Below are 14,988 nucleotides of genomic sequence, written 5' to 3'. Positions count from 1 at the left end.
ATTGTCAATAAAACTGAATGTACTGTAGGCACAGATATGTGGCTGTTTGTAAACAGATCGCAAGTGACTGGAAATGGCGAAATAAGCAGAATTTCCAACAATAGACAATAAACTTTTGTCTGTCACAAAATTGTCATATTGGTCTTTTACAATAAGTCAGAATAAAAGCTGGTAACAGGAGAAAACTGTGTCTGCGTCATCTGCGACTTCTTCGTCTGGGGCAATTATGTTGGCATCCGGGAAAACTGGTAAAGCAAGTAAAATAGTGTTTCTGCTGATCCTGCTAGGCGGTCTGGCTTATGCAGGTATTTGTATTTACCATGATTTGCAGGGTGTGCCCAGTTCTTCATTAATAGTATATGCATTATTAACAGTAGCATTGCTGATTGCACTGGCATTTGAGTTTGTCAATGGCTTTCATGACACCGCCAATGCAGTAGCCAGCGTTATCTATACGCATTCACTCAAGCCAAATACAGCAGTTATCTGGTCAGGAGCTTTTAATTTTCTCGGTGTGATGCTGTCCACCGGTGCTGTGGCCTATGGCGTGATTTCTTTGCTGCCGGTGGAATTAATTCTGCACATGGGCAGCAATGTTGGCTATGCAATGATTTTTGCTTTACTTTCCTCTGCCATTATCTGGAATCTGAGTACTTGGTGGCTGGGGTTGCCGGCTTCCAGCTCGCACACACTGATCGGTTCAATTATCGGGGTAGGCGTGGCCAATCAACTGATGTCAACGCATCAAAGTACCAGTGGCGTGAGCTGGAATCAGGTCATTCATGTGGGTGAATCACTGCTATTTTCGCCACTATTAGGCTTTATTCTGGCAGCGTTGCTGCTTATTGTAGCAAAAAGGCTGCTGCGTATTCCTGCGTTGTATCAAGCACCAGAAAACGATGCACCGCCACCTTGGCCGATTCGTCTGTTACTGATTTTTACCTGTACTACAGTTAGCTTTGCTCATGGTTCGAATGACGGGCAAAAAGGCATGGGACTGATTATGCTGATACTGATTGGTACAGTACCAATGGCGTATGCACTCAATCATGCCGTACCACAAGAGGAATGGGCAAAATTTTCCGCCAATTCACAGGCGGCGCAGAAAACCATCGAAGAATTACTGCCACCGGGGCTAGTATTGCATACCAATACCGATGTGCGTACTCAGGTAACAGCGTTGGTAGAAGACAAACAGGGTACACCAGAGCAACTGGCTGCACTGGCACAACTGATACAAATCGTTGAACATAATCTAAGTAAAAGCGACAGCCTGCGTAATTTGCCGCCTGAACAAGTGGGTAATATCCGTAATGATATGTATCTGGTTTCAGAATCTTTAACATTATTGCAAAAAAATACCCTGCATAACCAATATACACTTAACACAGTACAGACAAATAATTTAAACGCCTACCACCGATCGATTGACCATGCCACCAAATATATTCCAGTATGGGTAAAAGTACTGGTGGCTTTAGCACTGGGGCTGGGTACACTGGTTGGCTGGAGGCGTATTGTAGTCACCGTAGGCGAAAAGATCGGTAAAACCCATTTGTCCTATGCTCAGGGTGCTTCTGCTGAGCTGGTAACCGCTGCACTGATTTTGGCAGCAGATCGTTTTGGTCTGCCGGTGAGCACCACCCATGTACTGACTTCAGGGATTGCCGGTACTATGGCTGCAAATAAAAGCGGTTTGCAGAAATCTACTATCCGTAATCTGTTGATGGCATGGGTACTTACCTTGCCCGTATCCATTGCGCTGGCCGGTGGATTATTCTGGTTTTTCCGCCTGATTTTCTGATTGCAGATTACTGTTTTGTGTCCTTACTGGCAGCTACTCTGTAATAATTTGCCAAATGCTCTTGCAAGGCGCGTTATTTCACAGTTTAATGTCGGTTTAGTGGTGGCTGTGCTGGTGCACGTCATAAATACTTGCTTCCCGCCTTACCGCGGGCATACAAATTGGAAATCATGTATGAAAAAATCACTGGTATTGTCAGCCATCGTAAGTGTGCTGATGGTTGCCTGTTCGGATGCCGGTACAGCAAATAAAAATGCTGCCTCCAGTAACGCAGTTATGAATTCAACTGACCAGCTCAATATCTATAACTGGTCGGATTATGTTGATCCCGATACAGTTAAAGCATTTGAGAAAGAAAACAAGATTAAGGTTCGCTACGATTATTACGACAGTAACGAAACCCTTGAGGCCAAAATTCTGATTGGCCGTTCCGGCTATGATCTGGTTGTACCATCTATAGCCAACGTAGGCCGTGAAATCAAGGCGGGTGCTTACCAGCCGATAAATAAAAGCCAGCTATCCTATTACAACAATATTGATCCTGATCTGCTGAAAATGATGGATAAAGTAGATCCGGGTAATAAATATGCAGTGCCGTATTTCTGGGGTATGAATACGATCGGGATTAATACCGAACTGGTAGAAAAGGCACTGGATGGTAAACTGCCGGATAACTTGTGGGATCTGGTATTTAATCCAGCCTACACACACAAACTGAAAAGCTGTGGTATTTCCCTGTTTGACAGTCCTACAGAACTTTATCCACTGGCTTTGCATTATCTGGGGAAAGACCCGAACAGCAGTGAGCCTGATGATATCCGTGCTGCTACCAACCTGATTAAATCCGTGCGCAATGATGTGAAACGTTTCAGTTCTTCCGGCTATATTGATGATATGGCTCGCGGTGACCTGTGCGTGGCTACGGGTTATGGTGGTGATCTGAATATTGCCAAAAAACGAGCCGAAGATGCCAAAAGCGGGGTACATTTGCAGGTACTGGCTCCGAAAGAGGGTGTTGGGATATGGATTGACTCCTTTATGATTCCCAAAGATGCTCAGAATGTAGCCAATGCCTTAAAATACATCAATTACACACTCGACCCCAAAGTGGCAGCGAAAAATGGTAACTATGTCACCTTTGCTCCAGCCAGCAAACCGGCGCGGGCGCAGATGAACAGTGAAATCAGTAGCGATCCGAGTATATTCCCTACACAGGAAGTACTGGAGAAAAGTTTTGTGGTATCGCCCAAATCGCAGGATGCAGTCCGTTTGGCTGTACGACTGTTTCAGCAAGTAAAGGCGGGGCAGTAGTGGCTTTGTATACCAATGCAGAATTTTCTGCTTGAAATTATCTGCTGAGCTAGCTTAGAATTGAGTAATAAACGAACCGTTCCGGTTCGTTTTCTGCATTTATGCTGTATACAATAATATAGCGATAATAGACCAACTGCTTTAACTGTTGGCACCGTGAACGCCTGATTCACGATCAATATCTGTACCGGATATTGGCGTAATAGGGCAAAAATTGCCGATAAGGCTGCCAGAATGCATATAAACCCTTATAATTAACTGTCGGGGAAATGCCAAATGTATACAGATTGTTATAATTGAAGGTGCACAGAAAAAAATGTGGAATAACAAGTAGCAAATAAGCATACTGGCTGCACCTGAAATAATATCTGCTTTGCGCAGACTGCTTTGAGTATTAACCGCCTCCATGTATCCTGACAAATAAACGGGGTTGACTGGTCATAACAGGATAAACAGTCCTGAAAATATAGAGGCAGCCGGACAGAAATTTTGAATTGGATGGTTATGAAAATATTAATTTGCAATGATGATGGTTATTTATCAGCAGGGATTGCCTTATTGGCTAAGGTTGCAGCACAGTTTGCCGAAGTAAGAGTAGTAGCACCGGAAAGCGATCAGAGTGGTGTGAGTAACTCTTTTACCCTGAATCGCCCCTTGTCCATAAAAAAAGCCTCAAATGGCTTTTATTATGTTAATGGCACACCAACTGACTGTATCCATGTCGCCCTACATACCATGGCCGATTTTAAACCTGATTTAGTTCTGTCTGGTATCAATCATGGTGCCAACATGGGCGATGATGTTTTGTATTCCGGCACCGTAGCTGCTGCTACCGAAGCTTTTCTAATGGGTATTCCTGCTCTGGCATTTTCTATTAATGACCGCAGCGGCCAGTACTGGGCTACGGCTGAAAAAGCAGTGCATACAGTTTTAGCCCGAGTGTGTGCGCAGCCAGCAGCCGAGCCCGTTTTATGGAATATCAATATTCCGGCAGTTAACGCAGAAGCAGTGCAGGGCTATCAGGTGGCCAAACTGGGACGGCGGCATCATGATCAGTGTATTGTACCGTTTAATAGCCCGCGTGGAGAAACCATGTACTGGATCGGAGGCGTGGGTGCTGCCGATACCAGCAGGCAGGATACCGACTTTTGCGCCAATGAAGCCGGTTTTGTTACCATTACCCCGCTGACACTAGATTTAACCAACTACCAGCAACTGGGTACAGTAAACACATTTTTGCAAGATATACAGTGGTGACAACAGTGGGACAGGGCGTAAGCTGGACCGGATATGAATTCCGACGAGCACGGATGGTGGAAAGACTGCGGCAGATGGGAATCACACGAGCCGAAGTACTGGCGGCCATGTCTGCTGTGCCTCGCCATGTTTTTGTTGAAGAAGCACTGCGCTCCCATGCTTATGATGATATGTCCCTGCCGCTAGGGCTGGGACAGACCATCTCCCAGCCCTATACCGTAGCAGTGATGACACAGTTGCTGTTTGACAAACGCCCGATAAATAATAAACTGCGCATTCTGGAAATCGGTACCGGTTGTGGTTATCAGACAGCAATTCTGCAAGCACTCGGTTTACGTGACATCTATTCAATAGAGCGCCTGCGCCCGTTGCATGAACGTGCCAAGCAGAATCTGCGCGCAGTGCGCTTACTGGCTCATGCCCGGCTTGTATGCGGTGATGGTTATCTGGGTTTAGCGCAGGAAGCACCCTTTGATGGCATTATTCTCACAGCCGCCCCTAAAGAAGTACCACTGCCTTTATTGCAGCAAATGTCAGTAGGCGGCCGCATGGTACTACCACTGGATGAGGGCGGAGTACAGTTTTTATGGGTAATCGATAAAACTGCTGAAGGTTTTCAGGAAACCTGTGTACAGCAGACTTTATTTGTGCCACTGGTAAATGACAATTAAATATTAATCGCAATCCCAGCGGGCATATATCAATGTAGCTGCTTGAATCAATGGCGTACTAAGCATGGATAGTCATGACTTCAGATTTTACGTAAATAGCCCAATACACGGAAATTATCAATCTTCCATAATCCATCTTTATAAATTAATGGATAAGTAGCGCGACTGCTCGCGTAAGGGCCTGGATTCTGTTGCACAATTTCAATTTCATTATTACTAACCTTACTTATAATGGCAACATGGCCATATTGCGACCAGCTAAAAACAATAATATCATCAACTTTTGGCCGAGTTGGCGAACCATTATGAAACTGTAGCAAATTACGCTTTGGATTAATATGGCCATCGGCAATCGAAGCATCAAAAAAATCTTTAGCATGGCCATAACTATCGGGCATTTTATGCTTGAAACGCTCATAATAATAGCGTTTTATAAATTCAACACATTGATATTTTTGCCCTAAATTGTAACCATCCTTAGTTAGGTTACGCCCGCTGACATGACTTATTTGCCCATTGTAATATACATTGACACCATTAAACTGATCGACAACCTGACCAACCTTTTGCGCACCTGTTTGTCTTTGATCAAAAAACTGAGCATAAACAATAAAACTAAATAGCGATAAACCCAAAAACAATACAACACTTTTTTTATATCTATTAGCCATATAAACTCATTAATAGAATGATAATAATTTAGGAATAAAAATATGATTTATTTCTGAATATATAAATATTATAGCGGTATATAATAGAAACACAATTAATTTTTTCTGCCATATGCACTGATTAACAACATAATACTTGACATAATCATGCACAAAAAAGACCATATCCATAGCATAGTTGCCACAATATAACTGCATCAGATTCAGTTCGTAATAACACATGAGTACTATACCAATCACGCCAAGTGAATATAAACAGAAGCATAAATCTAAATATATCAGATTAATGTTTAATCCGTTAATTAAATGTATTTTGTATATCTAATATCTTATCTGTAGCAATAGCATTACTGTTACATCAATACCGGCTATAAGCCACAGTCTAAAATATCATAACCTAAACGAATCTGTTCTTTATCAGCTGGCATGGTATGATGATTAAACCGCTATAAACTAACGGCAAAATTGATTTAATTCAACAGCTAAGGAAAGATAACCATGAAAGTAGCAGTATTTGTTGCGCCCGGTGAAGTGGCCATACGAGAAATGGATAAACCTGTTATCCAGCAGCCTACCGATGCCATTATCCGTATTGTCCGTGCCTGTGTTTGTGGTTCAGATTTATGGTGGTTTCGCGGTATCAGCCAGCGCAAAACCGAAAGCCCCGTCGGGCATGAAGCCATCGGTATCGTCGAAGCTGTAGGCCATGCAGTAACGCATATTCAGAGTGGTGATTTTGTTATCGTACCCTTTACTCATGGCTGTGGACATTGTGCTGCCTGCAAAGCCGGATTTGACGGCAATTGCCAGAATCAGGAGCAGGGCGGCAATGGTGGCTATCAGGGAGAGTATCTGCGTTTTAGCAATGCAGACTGGGCGCTGGTTAAAATTCCCGGCCAGCCACAGGATTATTCCGATAGCGTGCTGAATTCATTGCTCACCTTAGCCGATGTTATGGCTACCGGCTATCATGCCGCGGCCAGTGCCGAAGTCAAACCCGGTGATACCGTAGTTGTCATGGGCGATGGTGCAGTTGGTCTGTGTGGTGTCATTGCAGCGAAATTGCGTGGTGCAGAGCGCATTATTGCCATGAGCCGGCATCCGGACAGAGCACAACTGGCGCAGGAGTTCGGTGCTACCGATATAGTACCGGAACGAGGTGATGAAGCAGTTGAAAAAGTATTAGCGCTCACCAGTCAGGCTGGAGCAGATGCCGTACTGGAATGCGTGGGTACCAAACAATCTTTACAGACAGCCATTGCAGTTGCGCGCTCGGGCGCCATTGTTGGCTGTGTAGGCGTACCACAGCAGACTGAAATCAAAACCGGCGATATTTTCTGGCGTAATATCGGTTTGCGTGGTGGTATTGCCAGCGTTACCACATATGATAAAAACCTATTGCTGCAAGCAGTTTTGAATGAAGGAATTCAGCCGGGCAAAGTCTTTAACCAGCGCTTTGATTTAGCCGATATTCAGGCTGCCTATCAGGCAATGGATCAGCGTCAGGCAATTAAATCGTTATTAATTATCAGCCATTGATTTAACAGTACCCCGCCACAGATTAAATTCAGTGGCGAGGTAGTTACTGCTTATTCACTTACTCAGACATGAGTATGCCTAAATTCAGAAGATACCTTTCATTCCTTCAGGCGTATACCGTTCTCCTTGAATTTGAATACTGTTTTTCAGATCATTTAATAGATTGACATCCGATTCTTCTAATTGCAACAAACTGGCCTGATTATTCTCGCGCAAGTATTTCTCATTTTTGGTACTCGGAATCGGTACAATATGTGCCCATTGTGCCAGCAACCATGCCAGCGCAATCTGCCCCATAGTACAATTGTATTTGATTGTCATGGGTTCTAATGCCTGTAGCAGCCGTTTATTATGTTCCAGATTATTATCTTGAAAGCGCGGATTGGTACGGCGGAAATCATTTTCAGCCAAATCTTCCTTATTCTGAATCTGGCCGGTGAGAAAACCGCGTCCCAGCGGAGAGTAGGGCACCAGACCGATATTTAATTTTTTCAGCAAAGGCAGTAATTCATCTTCAATATCACGTGTCCACAGCGAATATTCAGTCTGCACCACATCAACCGGATAAACAGTACAGGCACGCTGCAAAACCGGAGCGGAAACCTCACATAAACCAATATGGGTAATCTTGCCGGCCTGTACCAGCTCGGCCAGAACCTGCATCGTATCCTCAATCGCCGTATCCGGAGCAATGCGGTGAATATAAAATAAATCAATTTGCTCAATACCCAGTCTGGCCAGAGAATCATCGCAGCACTGCTTAATGTATTGCGGACGATTATTGATATTGCGGCTATAGCCGGTGGTATGACTTCTATCAATACCGCATTTAGTAGCAATAGTGAGCTGCGCGCGGGTAGAATCTGACAGCGTTTTCAGTACCGAACCAATCAGCTTTTCATTTTCACCGTGGCCATACATATCCGCTGTGTCTATCAAAGTAACGCCACAATCAATTACTTGATGCAATATCTTTTGTGCATGTGCTGTCTCCACAGCACCATAGAATTCGCTCAGTCCCATAGCGCCATAGCCAATGGCTGAGACAGTAAGATGCTGGCCAAGTTTTCGTTGGGGTAAAGAATGAGTCATTATTTATTATCCTATCAGAATTAATTGTGCCTGAACTGCTTTATCCAGTATTCCATATACTTATTTCAAATCAGGCAGATGCTTGATTGCTGAAATTGATAGTAAATAATTCAACCTGAGAAGAGAAATACAAAATTATTGATATAAAAAACATATCAAACTAAAGTATCTTTTTAGCATAGCAGCATACAAAGACTTTATAACGCCACAGAGGCCGTATGGTGAAGCTTAAAGTACTCAATCATCTCATTGATTATGGTGTTGTCCGCTGCCGACTTATGCCAGAGCAGATGCATATCCATCGATAGCTGCTGCTCATATTTTGCAGACAGCCTTTTATACACCACTCCCTGCGCATGAGCCTGTGCCATTGATGCTGGCAGCAACAACATACCCCTGCCCATAGCTATTTCCATCAGCATAGTTAAGAAGTTAGGTAGTTTCTGCTGCAAAGTCAGTGGGGTTGGTAATTGGCTGATTATCTTTTGCAGCCGGTCGTACAACGCCGGATTCTGATAGCGTTTGCACCAGTAAAGAGGTAAATCCACCACCGCATTTAAATCTATTTTTTTCCTGTGCACAAGCCGGATGGTTTTCCGGTAAAGCCAGCAGCATGGTTTCCTGATAGACAAATAAACTGCTGGCCTGATGACTGTCATGTTTATAATCAGAGATGATCACCAAATCAATATTATTTTTATTGAATTCAGCCAGCAGCTCCTTAGAAGAATAGTCCTGCTGCAACAGATCAATGTGCTGCTGAAAACGGCTACTAAATTCATGGAACAACGGAACAAAATTAAATCCCAGAATTTTAGTAATACCAATTGTTAACCGGTCAGCAGAGTAGGGGTTGATATTGCTTATTGCCAGTGATAAACCTTCCAGCCAGCTTCTGGCCTTATCTCGAAATTGCCTGCCCTGTGCAGTAAGCAGCACATAACGGGTATTGCGTACAAATAGCGTGGTTTGCAGTTTCTCTTCCAGCGCCTTAATTTGCTGGATAGTGGTGGCTGGCTTATCCCCAGCCTGCTGGCAGCCTTGCGAAAATTGCCTTCCTCACATACCGCCAGAAAATATTGCAGTTGCTTAATTGTAGGCAGATGCCGGCTGTAAATAGCCGAATTATCCAGCGTATATTCCGGCTGAACCGGTAATTGATTACACATATTTTCCCGCTTATCTCCCTTATCCTAGCTAATAAACCGTTCTGCATAGCGAAAGTATTTACACTGATACAGACAAAGCCACTTTAAATTAAACATTATAAACATTATATAGACTTTCTCATCAATACTCTGCTGCTAAATAAAATATCAATTATGATCTGTTAAGGTAAATTTTGTAGAGGAAATTTTATCTTATAAATTAAACAAAAATTATTTGAGATTGAAAATTTAAATTTTGTGATGTCAATATTATTACTAATAGTAAATAATATTGACATTTATTAAAAGGCTAATTATAATAAATTTAATTGATGGATGAACCGTCCATTTCGATCTTTAATTTTATTTTGAATCTCTTAGTTTTAAGTATTGTTGTGGAGAATTAACCTATTTTGGGTGCCACATTGTGGATATTTGCTTTATATGTCAGCTACAGCGCGCAACAGACGTAGTTCGTAGGCCGAAGTAAACTGGATAACGGAAGACGGAAAGCAGTAGTTGTGCATATATAAAAAAGTGCCAGGGTCTGAACGTGTGTAGGTGGGCTTCTGTGGTTGCTAATCGTACTAAACCGGCAACAATACTTGAAATCGCCAGGGCAGGTGTCTTGCCCGGTTTATATTAACTTATGGAGATTTTATGAAACAAAATGAAATTAAAGACCTTATTTGTTTGATTGAAAAAATTCTTGCAGATAAGTCGAATACGATTAGCGACCCTGCTCGGAAAGAGCTAGAAAGTTTTCTTTTGCAACTGAAAGAAGACAAAAGTAAGTTTTCATTACTTCCATATTTAAATGGTATAGCAAAAGTAATGGATATTATTGAGGTCATCAGTGAGGCAATTGAAAAATACTTTAGCTAAATATGGGCAAGCCCTACATTCGTTTTGGAAAATATTAATGAATATCGGTAAAGCAATAAAATTTTGTAGAGTATCAAAAGATATCTCATTAGAAGAGTTGCAAAATCGGACTGATTTATCTCAATCCTATCTTTCTTTGATAGAGAATAATAAAAGAAAGCCTACTTTAGATACTATTGAAAAAATCTCTAACTCTCTAGGTGTACCTATTGAAATTTTAGTATATTTAGCATCAGATAAGCGCGAATTAAATTTGTCGCCAAATATTGCAAAACTTTTTGATGAACAAATAATTAATTCGATTAAAAATAATGCTTAATTTACAATTTAAATACCCCTTAGCTGCTATTCAGTCAATTGAATCCTTAGCCAAGCATCTTAATATTGATTGTAATACAATTATTTACTTGTTAGGAAATATAGACTTTCTTTATGAAGGACCTATACCAATACTTAAATCTAACGGTAAAACCCGACCAATTTATTTATGTAAACCACGGTTAAAATATTTTCTTAAAAGATTAAATTCTAAAATATTTAAAGTAGTCTCTTATCCAGATTTTTTATATGGAGCTCTTCCTAATAGAGATACCTACACCAATGTATCTCAACATTTAAATGCGAAAGTTATTTGTAATTTTGATATTAAATCATTCTTTACTGCTATTACTTATGAACATGTATTTGATATATTCAAGAATTTTTTTCATTTTTCTGCAGAGGTATCTCAGGTACTGGCAAAGTTAACAACCGTTAATAATCAAGTTCCGCAAGGTTCTCCATGTAGTTCTTATATTGCAAATTTGGTTTTTTATCGGTCAGAAGTTAACGTGGTACAAAAATTAAGAAATAAAAATTTTGTTTATACCAGATTTATTGATGATATTAGTGTTTCCTCCTTATCTGAAAAAAAGAAAAAAGATATAGAGGAAGTACATAGAATCGTAATAGGAATGATAAGAGCTTATCAATTCAGTTTACAGACTGAAAAAATATCAATAGCACCTAGTCATAAAACTCAGTCGCTTACTGTAAACAAAATTAATATTGTAAAATCAAGACTATCAATCCCAAAGAAAAAAAGAGCAAATATAAGAGCTGCTTTGTATCAATTAGAGCAACATTTTCAAGAAAAGGATATGAAATTTGTAGTTAAAAATTTCGAAAGTGTTCAAGGAAAAGTACAATATTTAAGCAAATTTCATCCCAAAATTGCTGATAAAATGATGAAGAGGTTAGAAAAAATTCACATTAAAATTGCTCAACCTTTAAATCATTATAAGCGTAATAGATTAAAATCAGATATTCGAAAGTATAGAAATATAAATTTTATAAGGAATAAATCAGTCCTTACCGAAAAGATTTAATAATTTTTCTGCGCATATAAACTCCAAGAGTTTATGGTTGCAAATTTAGATTATATAGATATATTTCAAACAATATATTACCATCAAAGGCCAGATTGAAAAAAGGTGGTTTTGGTGTTAATTATTTTCCAAAAATGCTTTTGAATCTGGCCTGTTACTGGTTGGAGTAAAATAATTATTAATTAGCCAATGAAATATCCCGCCGTCTGAATATCAGCACAGCTATTAGGACGAAAATGCACGCATAAGTAATGTTGGCTAGTAAGGCGATATAGAATTCATTCTGTGCAGAATTCTCGATTGCATCTTTCATTAAATCAAATAAATAGCTATTTATATTTAAAGGGCATAATTTATATAGCCATCCGTCTGTTGGTAGGTCAAGATAAATTAAATTGATTAACGCCCACAGACCAGCAGCAAAGAAATAATACACAATACAGCAACCGGTAACAAAGGCAGGGCTGCTGGTCAAAGAAGAAAGCATTAGTGCAAATGCAGTAAAAAATACTGTAATCCCTAATATGTATAGGCTACATATTTTAGTATATTTTATTATTATACTAAGTTCTGGCAAATGGTGTAGTGTTAGTAACTGTAATAATAAAGTGATGATTACAAATATAATCAGCATCACTGGCATTAATATTGTTATTGCTCCAATTTTTGCCAGTAGTATTTTGTAACGTTGATAAGGACGTGTGAGGATAAATTTAATTGTACCTCTGGATATTTCTGAGCTCAGAATATTGGAAGCATAAATAATAGCGATAAAATTGATAAAATAGTAGCAAATACTTATGCCATAAAAAAATGCCTTGTTACAATCTGCAACTGAAAGTGAGTGCGTTGTCTTCGAAAATATAAAACCTATAGTGCTAAAATAAATAATTAATATAATCAGTAATATCAGTGGTATGATAATTACGCTGCGGACGTTGAATAGGTATTTACGCCATTCATTAATCAGTAATTTCATTGGTTAACCCTTTTTTGATTATCGCTATTGATGGTATCGAGGAAAGAGTCTTCCAGAGAGTAATGTGTAAGTTTTAGGCCGATTAAGGGAATATTGTTTTCAACCAGTAGTTTGGCAATTTTTGCACGTGGGTCGTGATCATTCTGGTTAATTGTGATTTCAAGGCTATTGAGCTGGTTGGTAACCTGATATCCATTTTGCTGTAGTATTTTTTCTGCCAGTAATACATCGCCATCTACTTCTATAGAAATAAGATTATTAGATTTACTGAGGAAATCTGCCATTGTGCCTGTGTATATTTGCCTGCCGTGGTTGACGATAATGATATCGTTAACGATTTCTTGTAGCTCGGAGAGAAGATGGCTGGAAATGATGATGCTGTTTCCATTGCAGATAAAGTTTTTCATCAGGTTGCGGAAGTCTTTCATTCCCTCTGGGTCGAGGCCATTCATGGGTTCATCCAGAATTAATACTTTGGGCTGATGGATGGTGGCATTTGCTACCCCTAATCTTTGCCTCATGCCTAAAGAATAGCCTTTAACTTTTTGATGCTCAGCACCTTTTAGGCCGGTAGTGGCTAGGGTATGCATTATTTTGTTTTTGCTGATTGGCTGGCGGCTCATATCAGCAAATACCTGTAGATTGTTAAAACCGGACATATAGTTATAAAACTCAGGGTTTTCAATTATGGTACCCAGATTGAATGCTGCCTGTTCGTGGTCTTGTTGGATATTATGGCCACAAATTTTAATTTCTCCTGAAGAGGGAAACATTAAACCTGTGAGCATTTTCAGCATGGTGGTTTTGCCGGCACCATTGGGGCCAATGAAGCCCATTATTCTGCCGGGTGCAATTTTAAATGAGATGTTATCCAAAATTTGCCGGCTTTTGATTTTTTTGGAAACATTTGTTACTTCAATCAGATAATCGGTATTTCCCACGATAAACCTTTCTTATTTTCTGGTTTGATGTAAATCGTTTTGTTGCTGTGTGATTAAATGCATTGTATACCTCTATATATAAAAATAAAAATTTATGTTGTTTTACCAATAATATAATCAATAAGATTTAAGTAAACATATTTTAACAATCATACTGGGCAATTGTCTATGGGTGGATGTTATTGGGTAGTTAAAGTTGTGTCTTTTGTATGTATATTGATGTTTTGATTGGTGTTTTATGGTGGCTTCCAGTAGGTTGTGTTGTTATTTATCGGGGTATGCTTTTTTAAATTTTTTATAGAGCCTGAAATCTAGCAGTTGTTTTATTATCTGGAAATTATTTTTTATCTCTTTGGTTATGCTAAGGGTAGAACTTTATTTTTCTGTCTATGCGCTATTCATTATTTTAGTATTTAATATATATATCTGTGTTGTTCTTCAAATCCGCTATTGTATTCTTGGTGGCTTTTGATGGTTATTTTGGGTTTTATGGCTTAGTTGGTCGCTAATAATTTGACAGTCTGGAAATAAGATTGATGAAAATACGGTGGATAATGGAATCTGTATTCTATGCTTTCTTTTTTGTTATTTATTTTTGATAAATGGTGGCGATTTTTGGTTTTGCTCTTTTCTGTAATTATGTTCTGGATTTTGAGTTTTTAATCCTGCTCATTTGTTTCTGTTTATTATTGCTGCGCAGAAGTTTTTATAATTTGCTGCTTGTTCTGGAGTGTTTATTTGTCTTTTTAGTTGTTAAAAGTATCGATATGTTTTTTATTCGTGTTGAGTGCATTGTTAATTATTTGGGTTGGGCAGGTTTGTATTATTTTTATATATAAAAGTTGATTCGATGTGTATGGTGTTTTCGGTTGTTTTTATTGGTGCTGGCTGGTTTTCTAAAAGATAGTGGCTATTGTCTTTATCAGTACTATTGCTGAATGGGGGAGCTATTTGTTTAAGGCTGATGATTCTGTTGCTTGCTGGTCTGGCTGCTGTAGCAGCTATGGCTAAGTTGAGGTTATTGGTTTTGGTTGTTAATAAAAAAGCACAGCAGAAGCTGTGCTTTTTTTATATTATTTTGGCGCGGCGGACGGGGCTCGAACCCGCGACCCCCGGCGTGACAGGCCGGTACTCTAACCAACTGAGCTACCACCGCGCAAGTTTCATGCTAGGCATAAAACAGTAAACTGGTGGGTGATGACGGAGTCGAACCGCCGACATTCTGCTTGTAAGGCAGACGCTCTACCAACTGAGCTAATCACCCGTGCTTTGGAAAGTCGGTATTAAACCAGATATGCTGTCTGCTGGCAAGTGCTGATTGTG

General features: G+C 39.9%; 13 protein-coding genes, 2 tRNA genes and 1 pseudogene. 8 read left to right on the top strand and 8 right to left on the bottom strand.

Translation table 11 applies throughout. The annotated features are described in order from the left end of the window. The first annotated feature begins 187 nt into the window (after positions 1–187). The 4 genes from MJ761_RS00690 (at position 188) to MJ761_RS00675 (ending at position 5,043) form a co-directional block, all read left to right on the top strand. A complete protein-coding gene (locus MJ761_RS00690; RefSeq protein WP_239392827.1) occupies positions 188–1,804 on the top strand; it encodes an inorganic phosphate transporter in 1,617 nt (538 codons plus the stop codon). Positions 1,805–1,978: 174 nt separating this feature from the next. Further along, a complete protein-coding gene (locus MJ761_RS00685; protein WP_093091079.1) occupies positions 1,979–3,115 on the top strand; it encodes a polyamine ABC transporter substrate-binding protein in 1,137 nt (378 codons plus the stop codon). A gap of 504 nt (positions 3,116–3,619) precedes the next feature. Then, the gene (surE, locus tag MJ761_RS00680; RefSeq protein ID WP_093091075.1) at positions 3,620–4,372 is read left to right on the top strand and encodes a 5'/3'-nucleotidase SurE; all 753 of its coding nucleotides are present in this window, start codon (positions 3,620–3,622) and stop codon (positions 4,370–4,372) included. Positions 4,373–4,425: 53 nt separating this feature from the next. Next, positions 4,426–5,043, top strand: a complete 618-nt coding sequence (locus MJ761_RS00675; RefSeq protein ID WP_037406225.1) for a protein-L-isoaspartate(D-aspartate) O-methyltransferase — start codon at positions 4,426–4,428, stop codon at positions 5,041–5,043. 80 nt (positions 5,044–5,123) lie between these two features. Here the strand turns inward: MJ761_RS00675 and MJ761_RS00670 are convergent, their stop codons facing one another. Further along, complete coding sequence (locus MJ761_RS00670) at positions 5,124–5,714, bottom strand: CHAP domain-containing protein (RefSeq protein ID WP_093091073.1); 591 nt, start codon at positions 5,712–5,714, stop codon at positions 5,124–5,126. A 498-nt stretch (positions 5,715–6,212) separates the two neighbouring features. Between MJ761_RS00670 and MJ761_RS00665 the strand changes: the two genes are divergently transcribed. Further along, positions 6,213–7,253: a zinc-dependent alcohol dehydrogenase family protein gene (locus MJ761_RS00665; protein WP_093091069.1), complete on the top strand. Its 1,041-nt coding sequence runs from the start codon at positions 6,213–6,215 to the stop codon at positions 7,251–7,253. 84 nt (positions 7,254–7,337) lie between these two features. Here the strand turns inward: MJ761_RS00665 and MJ761_RS00660 are convergent, their stop codons facing one another. The 3 genes and pseudogenes from MJ761_RS00660 to MJ761_RS10900 form a co-directional block, all read right to left on the bottom strand. After that, positions 7,338–8,345, bottom strand: coding sequence for an aldo/keto reductase (locus MJ761_RS00660; protein WP_176715039.1), 1,008 nt, complete (start codon positions 8,343–8,345; stop codon positions 7,338–7,340). A gap of 197 nt (positions 8,346–8,542) precedes the next feature. Then, positions 8,543–9,004, bottom strand: a complete 462-nt coding sequence (locus MJ761_RS10890) for a LysR substrate-binding domain-containing protein (protein WP_338054943.1) — start codon at positions 9,002–9,004, stop codon at positions 8,543–8,545. 316 nt (positions 9,005–9,320) lie between these two features. After that, positions 9,321–9,379, bottom strand: a pseudogene (locus MJ761_RS10900) (hypothetical protein); the annotation flags it as partial. Positions 9,380–10,153: 774 nt separating this feature from the next. Here MJ761_RS10900 and MJ761_RS00640 point away from each other — a divergent pair. The 3 genes from MJ761_RS00640 to MJ761_RS00630 are packed head-to-tail and all read left to right on the top strand — an operon-like array spanning position 10,154 to position 11,745. After that, on the top strand, positions 10,154–10,378 hold the full coding sequence (locus MJ761_RS00640) for a hypothetical protein (RefSeq protein WP_093091065.1): 225 nt from the start codon (positions 10,154–10,156) through the stop codon (positions 10,376–10,378). A gap of 37 nt (positions 10,379–10,415) precedes the next feature. Beyond that, positions 10,416–10,697 carry a helix-turn-helix domain-containing protein gene (locus tag MJ761_RS00635; RefSeq protein ID WP_093091063.1) on the top strand — a complete coding sequence of 94 codons (282 nt, stop codon included), beginning with the start codon at positions 10,416–10,418 and terminating at the stop codon, positions 10,695–10,697. Then, a complete protein-coding gene (locus tag MJ761_RS00630; RefSeq protein ID WP_093091061.1) occupies positions 10,690–11,745 on the top strand; it encodes a reverse transcriptase family protein in 1,056 nt (351 codons plus the stop codon). The genes MJ761_RS00635 and MJ761_RS00630 overlap by 8 nt, the downstream gene beginning before the upstream one ends. A 178-nt stretch (positions 11,746–11,923) precedes the next feature. On the opposite strand, the gene MJ761_RS00625 is transcribed toward MJ761_RS00630, so the two are convergent. The 4 genes from MJ761_RS00625 to MJ761_RS00610 form a co-directional block, all read right to left on the bottom strand. Continuing rightward, the gene (locus MJ761_RS00625; protein WP_093091059.1) at positions 11,924–12,724 is read right to left on the bottom strand and encodes an ABC transporter permease subunit; all 801 of its coding nucleotides are present in this window, start codon (positions 12,722–12,724) and stop codon (positions 11,924–11,926) included. Continuing rightward, the gene (locus MJ761_RS00620) at positions 12,721–13,665 is read right to left on the bottom strand and encodes an ABC transporter ATP-binding protein (protein WP_093091057.1); all 945 of its coding nucleotides are present in this window, start codon (positions 13,663–13,665) and stop codon (positions 12,721–12,723) included. The genes MJ761_RS00625 and MJ761_RS00620 overlap by 4 nt, the downstream gene beginning before the upstream one ends. 1,079 nt (positions 13,666–14,744) lie before the next feature. Next, positions 14,745–14,821: transfer RNA gene (locus MJ761_RS00615), tRNA-Asp, on the bottom strand. Positions 14,822–14,853: 32 nt separating this feature from the next. Next, a tRNA-Val gene (locus tag MJ761_RS00610) sits at positions 14,854–14,929 on the bottom strand. Positions 14,930–14,988: the final 59 nt, after the last annotated feature.

It is taken from the genome of Snodgrassella communis, from assembly GCF_914768045.1.
In the GTDB taxonomy this organism is placed as follows: Bacteria; Pseudomonadota; Gammaproteobacteria; order Burkholderiales; family Neisseriaceae; genus Snodgrassella; species Snodgrassella communis.
The sequence above is the reverse complement of the archived record's forward strand: the minus strand, read 5'-3'. Positions and strand labels throughout refer to the sequence as shown.